Genomic DNA, 14,327 nt, shown 5'->3' with positions numbered 1-14,327 from the left:
ATCGCAGCCGTCAGAGACGTCTTGCCATGGTCAACGTGACCAATCGTGCCGATGTTAACGTGGGGCTTCGTACGTTCGAATTTGCTCTTTGCCATCGCCGTTGTTCTCTTTGTTCTAGAACCGCTCAAGCGCCAGCACAAAAGCCTCTTGGCTTCCGGGCCAGCATTTATGCCAAAACGGAACGGCGAACCGCCCGTCGATGATTCCTTACACGCCAAACCGCTCTGAAACATTTGGAGCGGGTAGCGGGAATCGAACCCGCGTATTCAGCTTGGAAGGCTGCTGCTCTACCATTGAGCTATACCCGCGCACTCTTAACTCTGATCCGACAGTGGTGGAGGGAGTTGGATTTGAACCAACGTAGGCATAGCCAACGGATTTACAGTCCGTCCCCTTTAACCACTCGGGCATCCCTCCAGATATCACTATCAGCAGAGTCGAGCGACTAGGCATTTCCGCGGGGCTTCTGGCTGACTGTTGGGCCAGCCGTCGATCCGCGAGGGGCCTTATGACGATAAGCTTATCCCCTGTCAACAGGGTAAAAGCGAAAAGAATGCATGTCCGTCCACAACGTCGTGGAAAGTTCCTCTTCCACACTCCCGTTCCATAGGCTCAAACGCCCGCATTTCTCAGGATTTTCCAGCCATCAGAGATTATTTGGCAATCAGAACAGCCTGATAGCAATCACAGGTGAAGTCGCTATCTTCCGCTCACCTAAAGAGTTATAAGCACGCCATGACCGATCAAAACTCGCCCCGCACACCAAAAGATTCTCATTATGCGCGCCTGCGCCGCCAGCATCGCGATCAGAAAGCTGTGACCGAAGGCAAATCACCGCGCAAGCCGCAGCGCCAGTCCGTTTCGGCAAGCGCCGTGACCGAGGGAACCGTACGGCTTTATGGCCTGCATACGGTCCGCGCCGCCGTGGAAAACCCGGAACGCAAGATATTGCGCATGCGCGCGACGCGAAACGGGTTCGCCCGACTTGAAATCGGAGAGGCCGAATCTCTCCCTTTCCCCGTCGAAATCGTCGATCCGCGCGACATAGACAAGGAAACCGGTTCCGAAGCTGTCCATCAGGGCGTCATGATCGAAGCCGAGCCGCTACGCGCCCGTAAACTGTCCGAACTGAAGGACAGCCCGCTGCTCCTCGTCCTCGATCAGGTGACCGATCCGCACAATGTCGGCGCCATCATGCGTTCAGCAGTAGCCTTCGGTGCTGGCGCACTGATTACGACAAGCCGTCACAGCCCGCAGGAAACCGGCGTTCTGGCAAAAGCTGCCTCCGGTGCTCTCGAAATGATCTCGCATATTGAAGTGCGCAATCTGGCCGAAGCGATTGAAGAGCTGCACAGCCTCGGGTTCCAGACCATCGGTCTTGATTCGGATGGGCCGTTGGAAATGGAAGCCACCTTGTCCGGCGGACGAATCGCTCTCGTGCTTGGCGCAGAAGGCAAAGGCCTGCGTCAAAAGACGCGCGAAACAGTTACCGCGCTTGCCCGCCTCGACATGCCGGGCGAAATCAAGTCGCTCAATGTCTCGAATGCGGCTGCAATCTCCCTTTACGCTGCCGAACGATATCTCCGCGCACGTTGATTCGACTGTAAAGACCTCTCCCGGTTGGCCCCTCCATCCGGGAGAATGGCAGAAAATCCAATCGTTCCGACTCAGGCGGTAGCGATATAGGTGCGGATATCTTCCGCTTCGCGCTCCACGTCTTCGATACGCCGCTTCACAACGTCACCGATTGAAATGATTCCCACGAGCTTGCCGCCTTCTTCCACCGGCATATGGCGGAATCGGCTTCGCGTCATGATCTCCATCACCTGATTGATCGTGTGATGTTCGCGGCAGACTTGCACTTTTGCCGTCATGACTTCGGCCACCGGCATGCTCATGGCCTTGGTTTCTTGTGCCGCGACGGCGCGCACAACATCGCGTTCAGACAGGATACCCTTGATTCGACCGGCCTCGTCGCACACCACCAGCGCACCGATCTTATGTTTGTTCAACATGGCGACGGCGTGGGATAGCGTATCGGCAGGTGCAATAACCAGCACATCCCTGCCCTTTGTCTCGAGAATCGATCTTACGGTCATGCCAAAGTCCCTCCAAGATTTAGCACTCACTGCTTCCGGCGTTCAAACGCCATATAAAGCAGAACGCAGCTCCTCCCACCACGTTCCATGATGGTGCGCTTCGAACGTCAGATTAGCAAGTGGCATCAAATGGGGAGAAGGCTTTGTCAAAGCCAAAAGAGTGCAGAACTTATCGCCTCAGCACGGCATCATAGCTGCGAGGACGGTCCAGCAGTGAAATACCGAAGAACCCGGCAATGAAACCACCTATATGCGCTTCCCAGGCTATGCTGGAAAGGTCCGCGCCGCCAGTCGAATAAAGGCCGGTGATGATGTTGATCAGGAACCAGACACCCACAAAAGTCAGGACAGGCTTCAGCGTCAGGGTCAGCCCAACCGGAAGAACGGGGCCAGCGAATTCCGATCTGCGTCCATGGCCGATGCGGCGAAAGCCGTAACGCGCTGCGGCACCCATCATTCCCGAAATCGCACCCGATGCCCCCACCAGTGGCGAAACGCTGTCCGGATAGATCGCATAATGGGTCAACCCGGCAATCACCGAAGTGAATATCCAGAAAACGATCATTCGCCCCGTACCGATGCGGCCCGCGAGCGGAGAGCCAAAGGCTGCGAGCCAGATCATGTTGACGGCAATATGGGCAAAGCCGCCATGCATGAAGGAATAGCTGATGAGCGTGAAAAGTGCTGCAGGATCGGTAAACCCATCGGCCAGTGAGAAACGTGCCGGGATGAGCGCGAAGTTCAGCATGAACTCATAGTTCTGCTGCTCGCTGATGAGGTAGTTCTGATAAACGTAGACTGCAGCGCACAGGCCGATCAGAGCGAGAATAACGCCCGGAATATTGAATATCGGCTCACTACCGCCCGACCGGCGGTTACTGCCGTTCATTTCCGGCTGGGGAACGCTCATGAACTGCTGCTTTCTATTTTATGCGAAGCACCGCAATCGGACCGAAGGAGCCTTTTGCGTCTGGTCGATGCATGTTGATAGGGCAGAATTTATTAAAAATAAAGGCCGACGGAGGTTCCCGGTCGGCCTTGACGCGAACAGAAATCTTTCGCGAAATTAAATCTGGAGCTCAGAAAAACGCCAACCAAGTCAAAGGCTTCGTCTGACGCCTTATCAAAGCGCGTCTTTCAGTGCCGTGCAACCATTACTTATTATTAACCTTAACGGACGAGCCCGGTGGATGAAGAAAGGGTTAAACTGGCATCCTCGCCGTTAATACTATTTTAATGCGTTCAACAGCGGAGGCAGCCTCCGCGTGAAACGGACAAATCAACGGCGCATGATGAAACACCGCAGTACGATCGCGATTTTCAGCGAATGGCAGCGCTTGGCCCGCACGGAAAGCGGTTTCTTTCGTGCGCCGATGCGTGAACAGATCGAGCCGCGCAAGCTCGGGCGCCATCTGTCCGACCTCTTCTTCCTTGAGGCTGAAAAAGATGACGACCTGTCGTTCCGTCTGGCGGGAACACGCATCTGCACCCTTTTTGGTCGCGAACTGAAGAACACGCGGTTCCTCTCGCTCTGGTCAGAGCGGGACCGGGCAGCCCTTGGCGAACTGTCGGAAAATGTAAATAGCCTGGAAGTCCCTGCCCTCGTTTCGCATGTGGGAATCAGCATGTCCGGACGAAGCCTCGATCTGGAAATGTTTCTCGCCCCGCTTGAAGCGCCAGACGGGCAGATCAGCCTTCTCGGCAGCATCGCCGTGCTCGACGCAGTCACATGGGTCGGAGCCGATCCAATCGTCCTCGGCCATCTGAATTCTATCGAACCGGTGGCTCCAGATCTGATTCTGGCAAATGACGTTCGAAAATCGGCCGCCATCACAGTAAATGCACCCCGAGCAGGGCGTGAGTGGACGAATCTTCGCCTGACGCAGCCACGGGAACATGCCGCTCCGAAATTGCGCGTCATCAAGGGCGGCAAAGCCTGACGCAGGGTTGAAATCGCGATTTCTCTTTATCGACGGCTACTGTATTGTGACGGATAGTAAGAGTGCCAAATTTCGAGATGGATCGGCTTTGATGAACAGATTTGCTGCGGCATCTTCTGCAAGCAATGTGCGGCAGGAAAATTTCAATGCCGTGAATGTCGATCTCAACGGTCGTTACATGCTGGAAAATCGCAGCGAATTTCCCTGTATCATCAAGCGCATGTCGCCTGGAACTGCACTCATGAGCGGTATAGCAACACCGCGCAACGGCGAACGCATTATCGCCTATATCGACCATGTGGGACGGATCGAAGGAATTGCCAACGAGGTTACATCCGAAGGCTTCCACATTCTCCTGTCGACCTCCGAACAGAAGAAGGACAAGCTTTCCGCACAGCTGACCTGGCTTGCCAACAAGCACGAACTTTCCTTGCCCGAAGATCGCCGTCACGAACGCGTCGTACCGCGCAAGACCCAGCACAACATTACTTTTGCCGATGGTGCACAAAGACTGTGCCGCATTGCCGACCTATCGCTTTCCGGTGCGGCAATCGAAAGCGAGTTCAAGCCCACGATCAAAAGCGGCATCATGCTGGGACCGATCCGGGGAACCGTCGTCCGTCATTTCCAGGGCGGCTTCGCAGTCGAATTCGCTACCATCCAGACCAGCACAACACTGGACAATCTTTTCGGTTGAAAGCATCCGCCGAAAAGATGAATGCGTGTCAAGGTTACGGAATGGCAAACCGCGAAATGCCAGGAATCACAAAAAAGCCACGAAAACAGCCCGATTTGCCCTGAATTTGTCCGTTCGTTGACAAAAAGTTTCAGCGTTATTTGCAGTTTTAATCGAATTTGACTCGCATTTTCGCGCGCAAATTTGCGTGCCTTCAAATTGTCTAAGTCATCTTGGTCTCCAACAGGGAGACAAAAGAATGACAAAACAAACCATCATCGCAGCCATACTGATGCTGCTCGGAATCGGACTGGCAGAGGCAGCAAGCCCCGCCTCCAATTCACCATGGATGACGACCGGAGAACGCACTTCGCAGCCCATTGGCCATTACGAGTTCTGCGAGCGCTACAAGTCCGAATGCAACATCACCAGCCGCAACAGCAATATGCTGAAGCTGACACCGGAAATCTGGAAACAGATCATTGCGGTCAATGCGAGCGTCAACGAAAAGATCGCGCCGATGACCGATATGGAAGCCTGGGGTCGCGAGGAATATTGGGAATACCCGACAACAGTGGGTGACTGCGACGACTACATGCTTTTGAAGCGTCGCGAACTGATGGCGCTCGGCATCCCGGCAAATACGCTGCTTTTCACGGTGGTTCGTCAGCCAAATGGTGAAGGCCATGCGGTTCTGACCGTTCGCACCGACCGCGGCGACTTCATTCTCGACAATCTCGATACCCGCGTCCTCGCCTGGAACAAGACCGATTATAGCTATCTGAAGCGCCAGTCGACCACGAACTCCGGAAGCTGGGTTTCGATCAAGAGCGACCGCGAACTCCTGGTCGGCAGCATCAAGAACTGATTATCCGATAGGACAAGGACGGGCCGTCAGTCTCCCTCTGGCCCCGTCCTTTTTCTTTTCAGGCTGGTTCCAGCCCGCGCATGAAAGACCGGGCCTTCTCGACGTAATGTTCTGCCGAAAGCTTTAGTTTTTCGACCGCAGCATCGTCCAGTTCCCGCAGAACCCTTGCAGGCGAACCGACCACGAGTGAATTATCCGGTATTTCCTTACCCTCGGTCACAAGAGCCCCTGCCCCGATCAGACAGTTCTTTCCGATCTTCGCGCCATTGAGAACGATGGCACCCATGCCGATCAGTGTATTTTCACCTACGGTGCAGCCATGAAGAATGGCCCGATGCCCGATGGTACAACCTGCACCGACTGTCAGTGGAAAGCCGATATCCGTATGCATGATGGTGTGTTCCTGAACATTGGTGTCATCCCCAATGGTGATCGGCTCATTATCGCCGCGCAGAACAGCGCCAAACCAGAAACCGGCATTTTCACCGACAACGATCTTGCCGATCAGGGTCGCATCTGGCGCGATCCAGTTGCTGCTGCGGTCCGCGAATAGCGGCTTGTGCCCGTTATATGCATAGATCGGCATGTTCTTCCTCCATCAGCAAACTCGATATTGAATCGCTAAGCCGTTTCAAGCCGTCATACAAGCACGACTTCACGCTCTGTTAACCATAAAAGACCGATATTCTTTTGCAATATCATCACCATGACACCCAGATGGAAACAGCACCAGATTACACCGCCTCGAAAATGGGAAGCCGCCTCTTCGGTTGGCTGTTGTTGGCGGTTATCGTCCTGATTCTGCTCTCGATTGCCATGAATGTTGGCGGACGTCTGCTTGGTCCGCTGATTGCGCGCGGCGGACACTCCGACAGCACGCACGCTTATGAAATCATCATCGGCAACAACGTCCTGTCGATTCCAGCCAGTATGATCCGCTTTTCGAACCAGCGACGCGATGGGGTGACCGGGCGTCTCGACCTGTATGCTCGCTGGCCAGGCCTTACCGGTTACACGGAACGCGACCGCGCCATCTTCAACCTTCTCACTCCGAAACGGCATCTCATTTTCATGTCCATCGAGCAGCGAACCATGTCGCGCGATATGAGCGGGCGTTATCTGCCGATCTATGCCGAACTGATTGACCCGAACGGAGAAGCAGCGCCCGGAAACCTGACAGTGCACCGCTTTCTCGACAATAGCGGTTATAAGGGTGAGGAACTGGTCTTGTCCGACCCGAGCAGCGGCAAGCCGGAATTCGTTGCGCGATGCCTTGCGGATAGTGCTGCGGAAAGCTTCAACTCATGCGAGCGCGACGTCCAGTTCGGTCGTGACCTGCAAATACTTTATCGCTTCCCCCGCTCCATGCTTGGCGACTCGCAATCACTGGACAAGGCGGTCGTCGATTTTGCGAATACTCATCTCCTTGATGGCAAGCCTGCCGACTGACGCCAAACGAAAATGAGTGACGGAGCGGCCGCCAGATAGATTACTGGCCCAACCAGCCACACCCAACCGTTCCAGCTAGCAGCAGTTCTCATATAAAGTGCCGTAAAAATAACCGGGCCTGCGACGGCACTGATATTCGTAAGGCTAGCAAGCGTCCCCTGAAGCGCACCTTGCTTGTCTTGACCCGCCTTATCCGACAGGATGGATTGCAGAGCTGGCATCGCTATTCCACCAAATGCCAGCAACACCAGAATTGGCGCAACTATCCAGCCTTCTGCGGCGAGCGCGAGGGATGCCATACCCAGCCCATCAGCAGCCATTCCAATGATTATCGTATATCCAGCTCCAATTGATGCGACGAGACGACCCGTACCAAGCCATTGAAACATGGCATGCAGCAAACCGAAGGCCGCAAGCGACAAGCCCACATGTGTCGTATCCCAATGGAAACGATCTTCAGCGAATATCACCCACAAGACAGCAGGTATCTGTCCCACCAGTTGCAGAAGAAAGAAAACCCACAGCAACGGTTTGAGACCTTTCTGCGCACCCGATGGCACGAGAGCGCCCAGAGATTCATTCGCCTGGGGCTCCGGTTTGGTTTCGGGGCGAAGCTCCGGCATCAAAAGGAAAACCGACAGAGCCATGAAACCGTTAACCACTGCGGCAACCGCAAATGGGGCTGTTGGCGAAACATTTCCTAATGCGCCACCGATGACCGGTCCGAGAATCATACCGCCGCCATAACATGCACCCAGCCAGCCAAAGGCTTGAGCGCGTGCACTCCCTTCCACCGTATCCGCTATGCAGGTTCCTGCGACCGCCATCGTCGCTCCCGTCATACCCGATAGGATACGACCAGCATAAAGAACCCAGAGGTGGGGGGCAGCAGACATGATGGCATAATCGATTGTCGCCCCGATGAGCGAGCCGAACAGGATCGGTTTCCGGCCAAATCGGTCAGACATTCGCCCCAGAACCGGAGCGAAGAAAACCTGCATGAGCGCATAAAGAGACAACAGCACTCCATAGTGACCCGCCACATCGTCGGAATGAGCCACATCGCGCAGCAAACTGGGCAGAACCGGCATCGCCAGACCGATCCCCACTGCGTCCAAGACAGTAACAGCCAGAACGATCATCAACGTGCTGTTCATACCAGCCCCATAATTTATCATCGATAAGGAGCTGGACTTAAAATTTATCAATGATAAATTGTCAAGGTATAACTGATTTGGTGAGCGCTTTGGCAAAATTACACCGTGATGCCGTGATACGAACGGCACTGGAACTGTTGAATGAGGTCGGAGAAGAGGGCCTGACAACGCGTCGTCTGGCAGAGCGGCTGGGCGTGCAGCAGCCAGCACTTTACTGGCATTTCAAAAACAAGCGTGTGTTGCTGGATGCCCTCGCAGAAACGATTTTGGCGGAGCATCACGACTACGCCCTACCGCGCGCTGGGGAGAACTGGCGTCATTTCCTGATTGAAAATGCGCATAGTTTCCGGCGGGCATTGCTGACTTATCGCGATGGCGCGCGTATCCACGCCGGAACGCGCCCGAATAACAATCAAATGGGACAGGCCGAAGCTCAGATTGAATTTTTGATCCAGGCAGGTTTTACACCCGTAAATGCAGCGCGCGTGCTGATCAGCATCAGCCATTATGTTGTCGGGGCTGCGCTGGAACAGCAGGCTGACTTCCACGAAAGCACGCCATCCGACGAGGCAAATATTGAAGCAACATCAACAATTGCCAAAGCCATGGCAACGTTAGATGCAGAAGGCCCCGAGAAGCTGTTCGATTTCGGATTGATGCTATTAATCGATGGGCTGGAGCGGTATCAGCGGCCCAAAGGTCAGGACCTATTAATTTGATGGAAATGGCACCTTAAATGACAAGAGCGGTTAGGAGAGATGCGAAGAACGGGGTGATTCCCCCGGCTGAGCGGTTCGGCGCAGCGGATCGCGAGTCATTTTGGTGTCCAGAAGATGTGGTCCATCCGCGCTGCTACTTCGATAAAAAAAACCTCGAAAATGAACCTTCGCCTTTTCTCCTCGTATCCAAACAGATGGCCTCACACCATTTTCACCAAATGAATAGGTCCTGACCATAAGACTGGCACATCTACTTCCCGCTCAGTTCCTGGAAAGCTCTTTGCCCGTCTTCACTGAACTTGATCTGGCTGAGTGGAACCCCGCTCATGAGATGTTCTTCCGTGGCCGCCAGCACGATTTCCAGCTTTAACATTTCCGCCGATCCGAGAAGCTTCCAGCATCCTTTTCCTGCAAGGAGGGAAAAGTCGCGATCCATGACATAAGCTGCGGCAGCATAAGCGCCGTCACATTTCCCGATGCTTTGCGGTTCATCGAATATCTCAATCACTGACCGCGAGCCATCGTCCTGTTCGGTTTCGATAGTTCCCAGAACTTCTGCGCGCGCAGCTAAAGACAGGGCCATCAGGAGCATAGCCAATGGAAAACCAAATTTCATAGAATCAACCAAGGCTCAGGAATAGTCGTGTCGGGATATCAAAACGCCCTCTCCATTGGAAAGGGCGTCAGAGAGTATTCCTGCCCGGCATCAGCGTCGTTCGCGACGCGATTACCGCGACCTATCAAAGATCGACGTCGAGAATGGCCATCGAGAAATTGTAGGAGAGTTCGCCTTCATCCTCGTCCTTATAGACCAGTCCGAGAAATTCGTCGTTGAGGTAAAGCTCGGCGGAGTCGTTCTTGCGCGGACGCGCCTTCACCTGCAGGCCGGGATTGTTGAAGGTCCGTTTGAAATAGGCGTCCAGTTTTTTGAGTTCTTCGGGTTTCAACCGGCTTCTCCTGATATTGAATTGAGCCGGTTTATTGCATCCGGCCATTTCCTATGTAAACCCCCGGCAAAGCCGTGCTCAAGGGTTGTCGGCAGTTAATAGCTTCTTTTGACAGAATATAGGCCGCATACTGGAAAAAACCAGCAAGCGGCCCGTTCAGCCTGCAACGATACGATGTATCGCTTAAATCCCCTCGCCCAGCATCTGGTCCATGACGCGGGAGGGCTCGGCACAACCCGTATCGCCCATGATCCTGGCCGGTACACCAGCTACCGTGACATTGTTCGGGACAGGTTTCAGAACCACTGAACCAGCGGCGATTTTCGAGCAATGACCGACTTCGATATTGCCGAGAATTTTCGCGCCAGCACCGATCAGTACACCGTGACGGATTTTCGGATGGCGGTCGCCGCTCGATTTGCCCGTGCCGCCGAGTGTGACCCCGTGAAGGATCGAAACATTGTCTTCGATCAAGGCTGTTTCGCCGACCACAAGTCCGGTCGCATGATCGAGGAACAGACCGCTGCCAAGCCGTGCGGCCGGATGAATATCGGTCTGAAAGATCGAGGACGAACGGCTCTGCAGATAATAGGCAAAATCCTTGCGGCCTTCATGGTAAAGCCAATGTGCCAGACGATGGGTCTGGATCGCATGGAAACCCTTCAGATAAAGGATAGGGTCCATGAAGCGGCTATAGGCCGGATCGCGATCATAAACCGCCTGAATATCGACGCGCACAATCTGCGACCACTCAGGATTGGCATCCAGCATCGCGTCAAAGGTCTGGCGCAGAATATCGGCGCTCAGATCGGCATGGCCGAGACGCTCGGCGATACGATGCATGACCGCATCTTCCAGACTCGGCTGGTTGAGGATCGTCGCATAAAGGAACGTGCCCAACACGGGATCGTTCTTGACGGCTTCCTCCGCTTCGGCACGGATGGAATGCCAGATAGGATCGACCTGCCCCAGACCGGGGGTCGCTTTCGCTGATGTGCGAACGGACATATGCATACTCCAGTTTTGCACCGCGAGAGGAGGAGACGACAGCCGAACTTTCGCTCAGTCCCCACGCCGCAATACGAGTTCGGCGCGCAGCATACAGCATTTCCAGCAAAAGTGTGAAACGGTTTTGCGTTCGGAAATGCGTACCTGCAAATAGCCATTCCCCCGCAGTTCTGCGGGGGAATGGCTTAAAATGGTTTGCCTTGACACAGCCGAATTTGACGCACCCCGTCGGCGCGCTCTTTGTCCAAGATCAAATTCCCGTCAGAGCCGATTTTCTTTCAAAAACTGCAACACCGCCTGCTTGTAGACCTTGTCACCAACGGCCAGCATATGGTCGCGGTCCGGAATATCGACTGCCTGTCCATTTGGCAGAAGATCGGCCAGTTCCTGCGCGCTGCCTGCAATATCATCGGTTGTGCCGACGGCCACGAGAACGGGCTGCATGATACGTGCAATCGCGGCAGCGGGAACAAGCTCCTTGGAGGTAATCACACAGGCGGCAAGCGCAATACGGTCACTCTTCGTCTGGTCGGCAAATTTGCGGAACATCTGTCCGCGCGGATGCGTAATCGTCGTCGGATCCTCGGCGAGAAGCGCCTCGCCAATAGGCTCCCAGTCGCCAGCGCCCGTCACCATGCCAATGCCAAGACCGCCGAAAACGGCGCTATGAACGCGCTCGGCGTGTTCAATCGCCAGAAATGCTGTAATGCGCGCCCCCATGGAATAGCCCATGACGTGTGCGTTTTCGATCCCGAGATGATCGAGCAGGGCTGCTGCATCCGCTGCCATTTTGGTTGGCGTATATTCGTCCGCGTCATGGGGCTTCGCTGAAAGGCCGTGCCCGCGATTATCGATGGCGATGACGCGATATCCGGCTTCGGTCAGCGTGCGGAACCAGCCGGGCGAAACCCAGTTGACGAGACTTGACGACGCAAAGCCGTGAATGAGCAGGATCGGATCGCCTTCTCCGTCCTGACGGTACGCCAGACGCAAGCCATCATGTTCGAAATATTCGATATCGAGGGCACTCACCTGATTATTCCTCTTGATTGTCTTGTCTCGATATCAAGGCTTGCACGCACCGCAGATCACACGATGGATAGCCTTGTCACCGAGCTTTATGCCGGTCCGTTTAACCGTACCGGCCAGAAGTTCCACGACATACGCTGCCGGAACCTCAGATGAAATGATATTTTCGGAGAATGGCACCGCATTTTCGTGAATAGCCGATACGCGCCCCTTGTCGTCAAGGAAGACCATATCAAGCGGCGATGGCGTGTTCTGCATCCACATCATGACGCGGCGCATCTCTCCGAACACGAAGATCATCGCCCGGTCTTTGGGAAAATCCGTGCGCCACATAAGCCCGCGCACACGCGCATCGTCGCTCTCTGCCACTTCCAGCGCAAAATTCACCTTGTTGCCATTGGCGGTGACGAATGTCAGCGGTTCCTTGTCGACCGGCAGCCGCATCGGCTGTGTTTCATCCGCCTGAGCGGCGAATGCGAAGAAAACAAACGCTAAAGCAAGAAAAATGCGACCCATACCCTGCCCACTCAGATAAACAAACTGGCTTGTAATCAAACAGGCTTGGAACCTATCAACGGGATGGAGTGACGACAAGGCCGCGCAGGCCGTACAAAGCGGCCTTCACCTGCTTGTTACAAAAATTGAGAAATTTGGCGCGTTTTTAGAGCGCATCCCGAAAGGTGTGAAACGGTTTTCGGATGAGATGCGCGTCAAAACAAACAGTGAGAGCGCCGATCTGATTCAATCAGATCGAAACGCGCTCCAGAGCCGTTCTGGTTAAAGCGAAACCATTGGAACCGCTCTATCCATTTGTTTTTACGCATGTCTTTATCCCGTCATAGCGGGGATCAGAAATCAGTCCAATGAACTGATTTCCCCTCGGAGGCGGTTCCCACTTTCGGGAGACATGCACTAATGCGAAACTGGAATTGCAGTGCCGATATCCGGATGGATTTCAGCAGCCATCAGGCCCTTGTCGCCTTCACCGAAGCGAATGAGCACGACCTGACCGGGGCGCAGTTCCATCATGCCGAAACGACGCAGCGTTTCCATATGAATGAAAATATCTTCCGTTCCCTCGCCGCGCGTCAGGAAGCCGAAGCCCTTGGTGCGGTTGAACCACTTGACGATCACGCGCTCAAGGCCGCTCGACGGCGTAACAGTCACATGGGTGCGCTGCGGCGGCATCTGCGCCGGATGAATGGCGGTAGACGTATCCATCGACAGGACGCGGAAACATTGCAGGCCGCGATCACCATTGCGAACTTCACAAACGATGCGCGCACCTTCCAGAGCAGTCTGGAAGCCATCGCGACGCAGTGACGTCACGTGAAGAAGAATGTCATTAAGGCCCGGCTGGTCTGGAACAATGAAGCCATAGCCCTTGGCTACGTCGAACCATTTGATATGGCCCGATACTTCGATGATATCGCCCAGCTCTTCCGAGGCGTGCTGGCTGTGAAACTGGTCATTTGACACAGACTTGTCCGCCATGCGTTCGCCCCTCCTCTGTTCTTCCGTTGCGATTCCGACCTGATTCTTGTCCAAAGAATAACACTTCCTTAACCGGAGGCGGCAAGCCCAAACTTGCATCCGTCCCCATGAAGACCACAGACTTCACAACTTCATGGTTACTTTTCCAGCCCCGGAGCAATTTGAAACCGACCCACCACCTGAAATATGGCCGGTCGTCAATTTGGCAATGATGTTTCCGGGACATTTCCGGTCACATCTGCTGCTCAAAATTTTTGATCGCCATTCTGTTCGTGATAACTTGACGTCCGGCCTTCGACATCGGATTCGATGTCCTAACGTTTCCCGAACGTCAGCCGCCCGAATTACAACAGCCGAGGAAAAGACTATGCGCTATCTGCACACGATGGTCCGAATTCGCGACATCGACGAATCTCTCGATTTTTATGTAAACAAACTCGGCCTCGAAGAAATCCGCCGCACCGAAAATGAAAAAGGCCGCTTCACGCTGATCTTTCTCGCTGCGCCATCCGATACGGACCGGGCGAAGGCAGAGCGGGCGCCGGAACTGGAACTCACCTTCAACTGGGACCCGGAGACCTATACGGGCGGCCGCAATTTTGGTCATCTCGCTTATCTGGTCGATGACATCTATGCCACCTGCCAGAAGCTGCAGAATGCAGGTGTCACCATCAATCGCCCGCCGCGTGACGGGCACATGGCGTTCATCAAGTCGCCCGATGGCATCTCCATCGAGCTGATCCAGAAGGGCGAGCGTCTGGCGCCGCAGGAACCGTGGGCTTCAGCCGAAAATATCGGTAGCTGGTAAGAGAGCATGTCTCCCGAAAGCGGAAACGGTTTCGGGAAAAAGAGAGGCGTAAAACAAAAAGCAACGGTGTTAGGCGTCAAGCACCGTTGCGTTGGCGTCTCGCATTCTAGCATTTAGGATGATGATCATTTTA

Annotated in this window: 18 protein-coding genes and 2 tRNA genes; 7 read left to right on the top strand and 13 right to left on the bottom strand. The window is 54.5% G+C overall.

The window, feature by feature from the left end; translation table 11 throughout:
• The 3 genes from HWX93_RS23090 to HWX93_RS21585 form a co-directional block, all read right to left on the bottom strand.
• Positions 1-218 (bottom strand): GTP-binding protein (locus HWX93_RS23090; RefSeq protein ID WP_328700196.1); only part of this gene is annotated, 218 nt, incomplete at its 3' end.
• A gap of 16 nt (positions 219-234) precedes the next feature.
• Positions 235-308 (bottom strand) — tRNA-Gly (locus tag HWX93_RS21590).
• Positions 309-332: 24 nt separating this feature from the next.
• A tRNA-Tyr gene (locus tag HWX93_RS21585) sits at positions 333-417 on the bottom strand.
• A gap of 318 nt (positions 418-735) precedes the next feature.
• Between HWX93_RS21585 and rlmB the strand changes: the two genes are divergently transcribed.
• The gene (gene rlmB, locus HWX93_RS21580) at positions 736-1,596 is read left to right on the top strand and encodes a 23S rRNA (guanosine(2251)-2'-O)-methyltransferase RlmB (RefSeq protein WP_176038677.1); all 861 of its coding nucleotides are present in this window, start codon (positions 736-738) and stop codon (positions 1,594-1,596) included.
• Between the two features lie 71 nt (positions 1,597-1,667).
• On the opposite strand, the gene HWX93_RS21575 is transcribed toward rlmB, so the two are convergent.
• Entirely contained in the window at positions 1,668-2,099 is a 432-nt protein-coding gene (locus HWX93_RS21575; protein WP_061346147.1) for a CBS domain-containing protein, read from the bottom strand.
• A 169-nt stretch (positions 2,100-2,268) separates the two neighbouring features.
• A complete protein-coding gene (locus tag HWX93_RS21570) occupies positions 2,269-3,009 on the bottom strand; it encodes a rhomboid family intramembrane serine protease (protein WP_109988440.1) in 741 nt (246 codons plus the stop codon).
• 382 nt (positions 3,010-3,391) lie between these two features.
• On the opposite strand from HWX93_RS21570, the gene HWX93_RS21565 reads away from it, so the two are divergent.
• From HWX93_RS21565 to HWX93_RS21555, 3 genes are all read left to right on the top strand, one after another.
• Positions 3,392-4,039, top strand: a complete 648-nt coding sequence (locus tag HWX93_RS21565; protein WP_235969183.1) for a PAS domain-containing protein — start codon at positions 3,392-3,394, stop codon at positions 4,037-4,039.
• A gap of 91 nt (positions 4,040-4,130) precedes the next feature.
• On the top strand, positions 4,131-4,736 hold the full coding sequence (locus HWX93_RS21560; RefSeq protein ID WP_109988443.1) for a PilZ domain-containing protein: 606 nt from the start codon (positions 4,131-4,133) through the stop codon (positions 4,734-4,736).
• A 238-nt stretch (positions 4,737-4,974) separates the two neighbouring features.
• Positions 4,975-5,583: a transglutaminase-like cysteine peptidase gene (locus HWX93_RS21555; RefSeq protein ID WP_109988444.1), complete on the top strand. Its 609-nt coding sequence runs from the start codon at positions 4,975-4,977 to the stop codon at positions 5,581-5,583.
• 58 nt (positions 5,584-5,641) lie between these two features.
• Here the strand turns inward: HWX93_RS21555 and HWX93_RS21550 are convergent, their stop codons facing one another.
• A complete protein-coding gene (locus HWX93_RS21550; RefSeq protein ID WP_109988445.1) occupies positions 5,642-6,169 on the bottom strand; it encodes a gamma carbonic anhydrase family protein in 528 nt (175 codons plus the stop codon).
• A 131-nt stretch (positions 6,170-6,300) separates the two neighbouring features.
• Between HWX93_RS21550 and HWX93_RS21545 the strand changes: the two genes are divergently transcribed.
• A complete protein-coding gene (locus HWX93_RS21545; protein ID WP_109988446.1) occupies positions 6,301-7,032 on the top strand; it encodes a hypothetical protein in 732 nt (243 codons plus the stop codon).
• Here HWX93_RS21545 and tet read toward each other — a convergent pair.
• Positions 7,002-8,189 carry a Tet(A)/Tet(B)/Tet(C) family tetracycline efflux MFS transporter gene (gene tet / locus HWX93_RS21540; RefSeq protein ID WP_176038676.1) on the bottom strand — a complete coding sequence of 396 codons (1,188 nt, stop codon included), beginning with the start codon at positions 8,187-8,189 and terminating at the stop codon, positions 7,002-7,004. The genes HWX93_RS21545 and tet overlap by 31 nt on opposite strands.
• Before the next feature lie 80 nt (positions 8,190-8,269).
• Between tet and tetR the strand changes: the two genes are divergently transcribed.
• Complete coding sequence (tetR, locus tag HWX93_RS21535; RefSeq protein WP_286166597.1) at positions 8,270-8,908, top strand: tetracycline resistance transcriptional repressor TetR; 639 nt, start codon at positions 8,270-8,272, stop codon at positions 8,906-8,908.
• 250 nt (positions 8,909-9,158) lie between these two features.
• Here the strand turns inward: tetR and HWX93_RS21530 are convergent, their stop codons facing one another.
• From HWX93_RS21530 to HWX93_RS21505, 6 genes are all read right to left on the bottom strand, one after another.
• Entirely contained in the window at positions 9,159-9,491 is a 333-nt protein-coding gene (locus HWX93_RS21530; RefSeq protein WP_235969182.1) for a hypothetical protein, read from the bottom strand.
• A gap of 157 nt (positions 9,492-9,648) precedes the next feature.
• A complete protein-coding gene (locus HWX93_RS21525) occupies positions 9,649-9,855 on the bottom strand; it encodes a DUF3126 family protein (RefSeq protein ID WP_010659890.1) in 207 nt (68 codons plus the stop codon).
• Positions 9,856-10,038: 183 nt separating this feature from the next.
• Positions 10,039-10,863 carry a serine O-acetyltransferase gene (gene cysE / locus HWX93_RS21520; protein ID WP_109988450.1) on the bottom strand — a complete coding sequence of 275 codons (825 nt, stop codon included), beginning with the start codon at positions 10,861-10,863 and terminating at the stop codon, positions 10,039-10,041.
• Positions 10,864-11,124: 261 nt separating this feature from the next.
• The gene (locus HWX93_RS21515) at positions 11,125-11,895 is read right to left on the bottom strand and encodes an alpha/beta fold hydrolase (protein ID WP_109988451.1); all 771 of its coding nucleotides are present in this window, start codon (positions 11,893-11,895) and stop codon (positions 11,125-11,127) included.
• A gap of 33 nt (positions 11,896-11,928) precedes the next feature.
• Positions 11,929-12,408 carry a DUF192 domain-containing protein gene (locus tag HWX93_RS21510; protein ID WP_061346140.1) on the bottom strand — a complete coding sequence of 160 codons (480 nt, stop codon included), beginning with the start codon at positions 12,406-12,408 and terminating at the stop codon, positions 11,929-11,931.
• Positions 12,409-12,804: 396 nt separating this feature from the next.
• Positions 12,805-13,386: a cold-shock protein gene (locus tag HWX93_RS21505; protein WP_061346479.1), complete on the bottom strand. Its 582-nt coding sequence runs from the start codon at positions 13,384-13,386 to the stop codon at positions 12,805-12,807.
• A gap of 367 nt (positions 13,387-13,753) precedes the next feature.
• Here HWX93_RS21505 and gloA point away from each other — a divergent pair, with 367 nt between their 5' ends.
• Positions 13,754-14,194 carry a lactoylglutathione lyase gene (gloA, locus tag HWX93_RS21500; RefSeq protein ID WP_109988452.1) on the top strand — a complete coding sequence of 147 codons (441 nt, stop codon included), beginning with the start codon at positions 13,754-13,756 and terminating at the stop codon, positions 14,192-14,194.
• The last annotated feature ends 133 nt before the right edge of the window (positions 14,195-14,327 follow it).

The organism is Brucella tritici, assembly GCF_902825325.1.
In the GTDB taxonomy this organism is placed as follows: domain Bacteria; phylum Pseudomonadota; class Alphaproteobacteria; order Rhizobiales; family Rhizobiaceae; genus Brucella.
The sequence above is the reverse complement of the archived record's forward strand: the minus strand, read 5'-3'. Positions and strand labels throughout refer to the sequence as shown.

Excerpts from the sequence above, each read along its gene's own strand:
- gloA (WP_109988452.1), top strand. The coding sequence starts at position 13,754 with ATGCGCTATCTGCACACGATGGTCCGAATTCGCGACATCGACGAATCT.
- tet (WP_176038676.1), bottom strand. The coding sequence starts at position 8,189 with ATGAACAGCACGTTGATGATCGTTCTGGCTGTTACTGTCTTGGACGCA.
- HWX93_RS21560 (WP_109988443.1), top strand. The coding sequence starts at position 4,131 with ATGAACAGATTTGCTGCGGCATCTTCTGCAAGCAATGTGCGGCAGGAA.
- HWX93_RS21505 (WP_061346479.1), bottom strand. The coding sequence starts at position 13,386 with ATGGCGGACAAGTCTGTGTCAAATGACCAGTTTCACAGCCAGCACGCC.
- HWX93_RS21575 (WP_061346147.1), bottom strand. The coding sequence starts at position 2,099 with ATGACCGTAAGATCGATTCTCGAGACAAAGGGCAGGGATGTGCTGGTT.
- rlmB (WP_176038677.1), top strand. The coding sequence starts at position 736 with ATGACCGATCAAAACTCGCCCCGCACACCAAAAGATTCTCATTATGCG.
- HWX93_RS21570 (WP_109988440.1), bottom strand. The coding sequence starts at position 3,009 with ATGAGCGTTCCCCAGCCGGAAATGAACGGCAGTAACCGCCGGTCGGGC.
- HWX93_RS21510 (WP_061346140.1), bottom strand. The coding sequence starts at position 12,408 with ATGGGTCGCATTTTTCTTGCTTTAGCGTTTGTTTTCTTCGCATTCGCC.
- HWX93_RS21550 (WP_109988445.1), bottom strand. The coding sequence starts at position 6,169 with ATGCCGATCTATGCATATAACGGGCACAAGCCGCTATTCGCGGACCGC.
- HWX93_RS21530 (WP_235969182.1), bottom strand. The coding sequence starts at position 9,491 with ATGGCCCTGTCTTTAGCTGCGCGCGCAGAAGTTCTGGGAACTATCGAA.
- cysE (WP_109988450.1), bottom strand. The coding sequence starts at position 10,863 with ATGTCCGTTCGCACATCAGCGAAAGCGACCCCCGGTCTGGGGCAGGTC.
- HWX93_RS21545 (WP_109988446.1), top strand. The coding sequence starts at position 6,301 with ATGGAAACAGCACCAGATTACACCGCCTCGAAAATGGGAAGCCGCCTC.
- HWX93_RS21555 (WP_109988444.1), top strand. The coding sequence starts at position 4,975 with ATGACAAAACAAACCATCATCGCAGCCATACTGATGCTGCTCGGAATC.
- HWX93_RS21565 (WP_235969183.1), top strand. The coding sequence starts at position 3,392 with ATGAAACACCGCAGTACGATCGCGATTTTCAGCGAATGGCAGCGCTTG.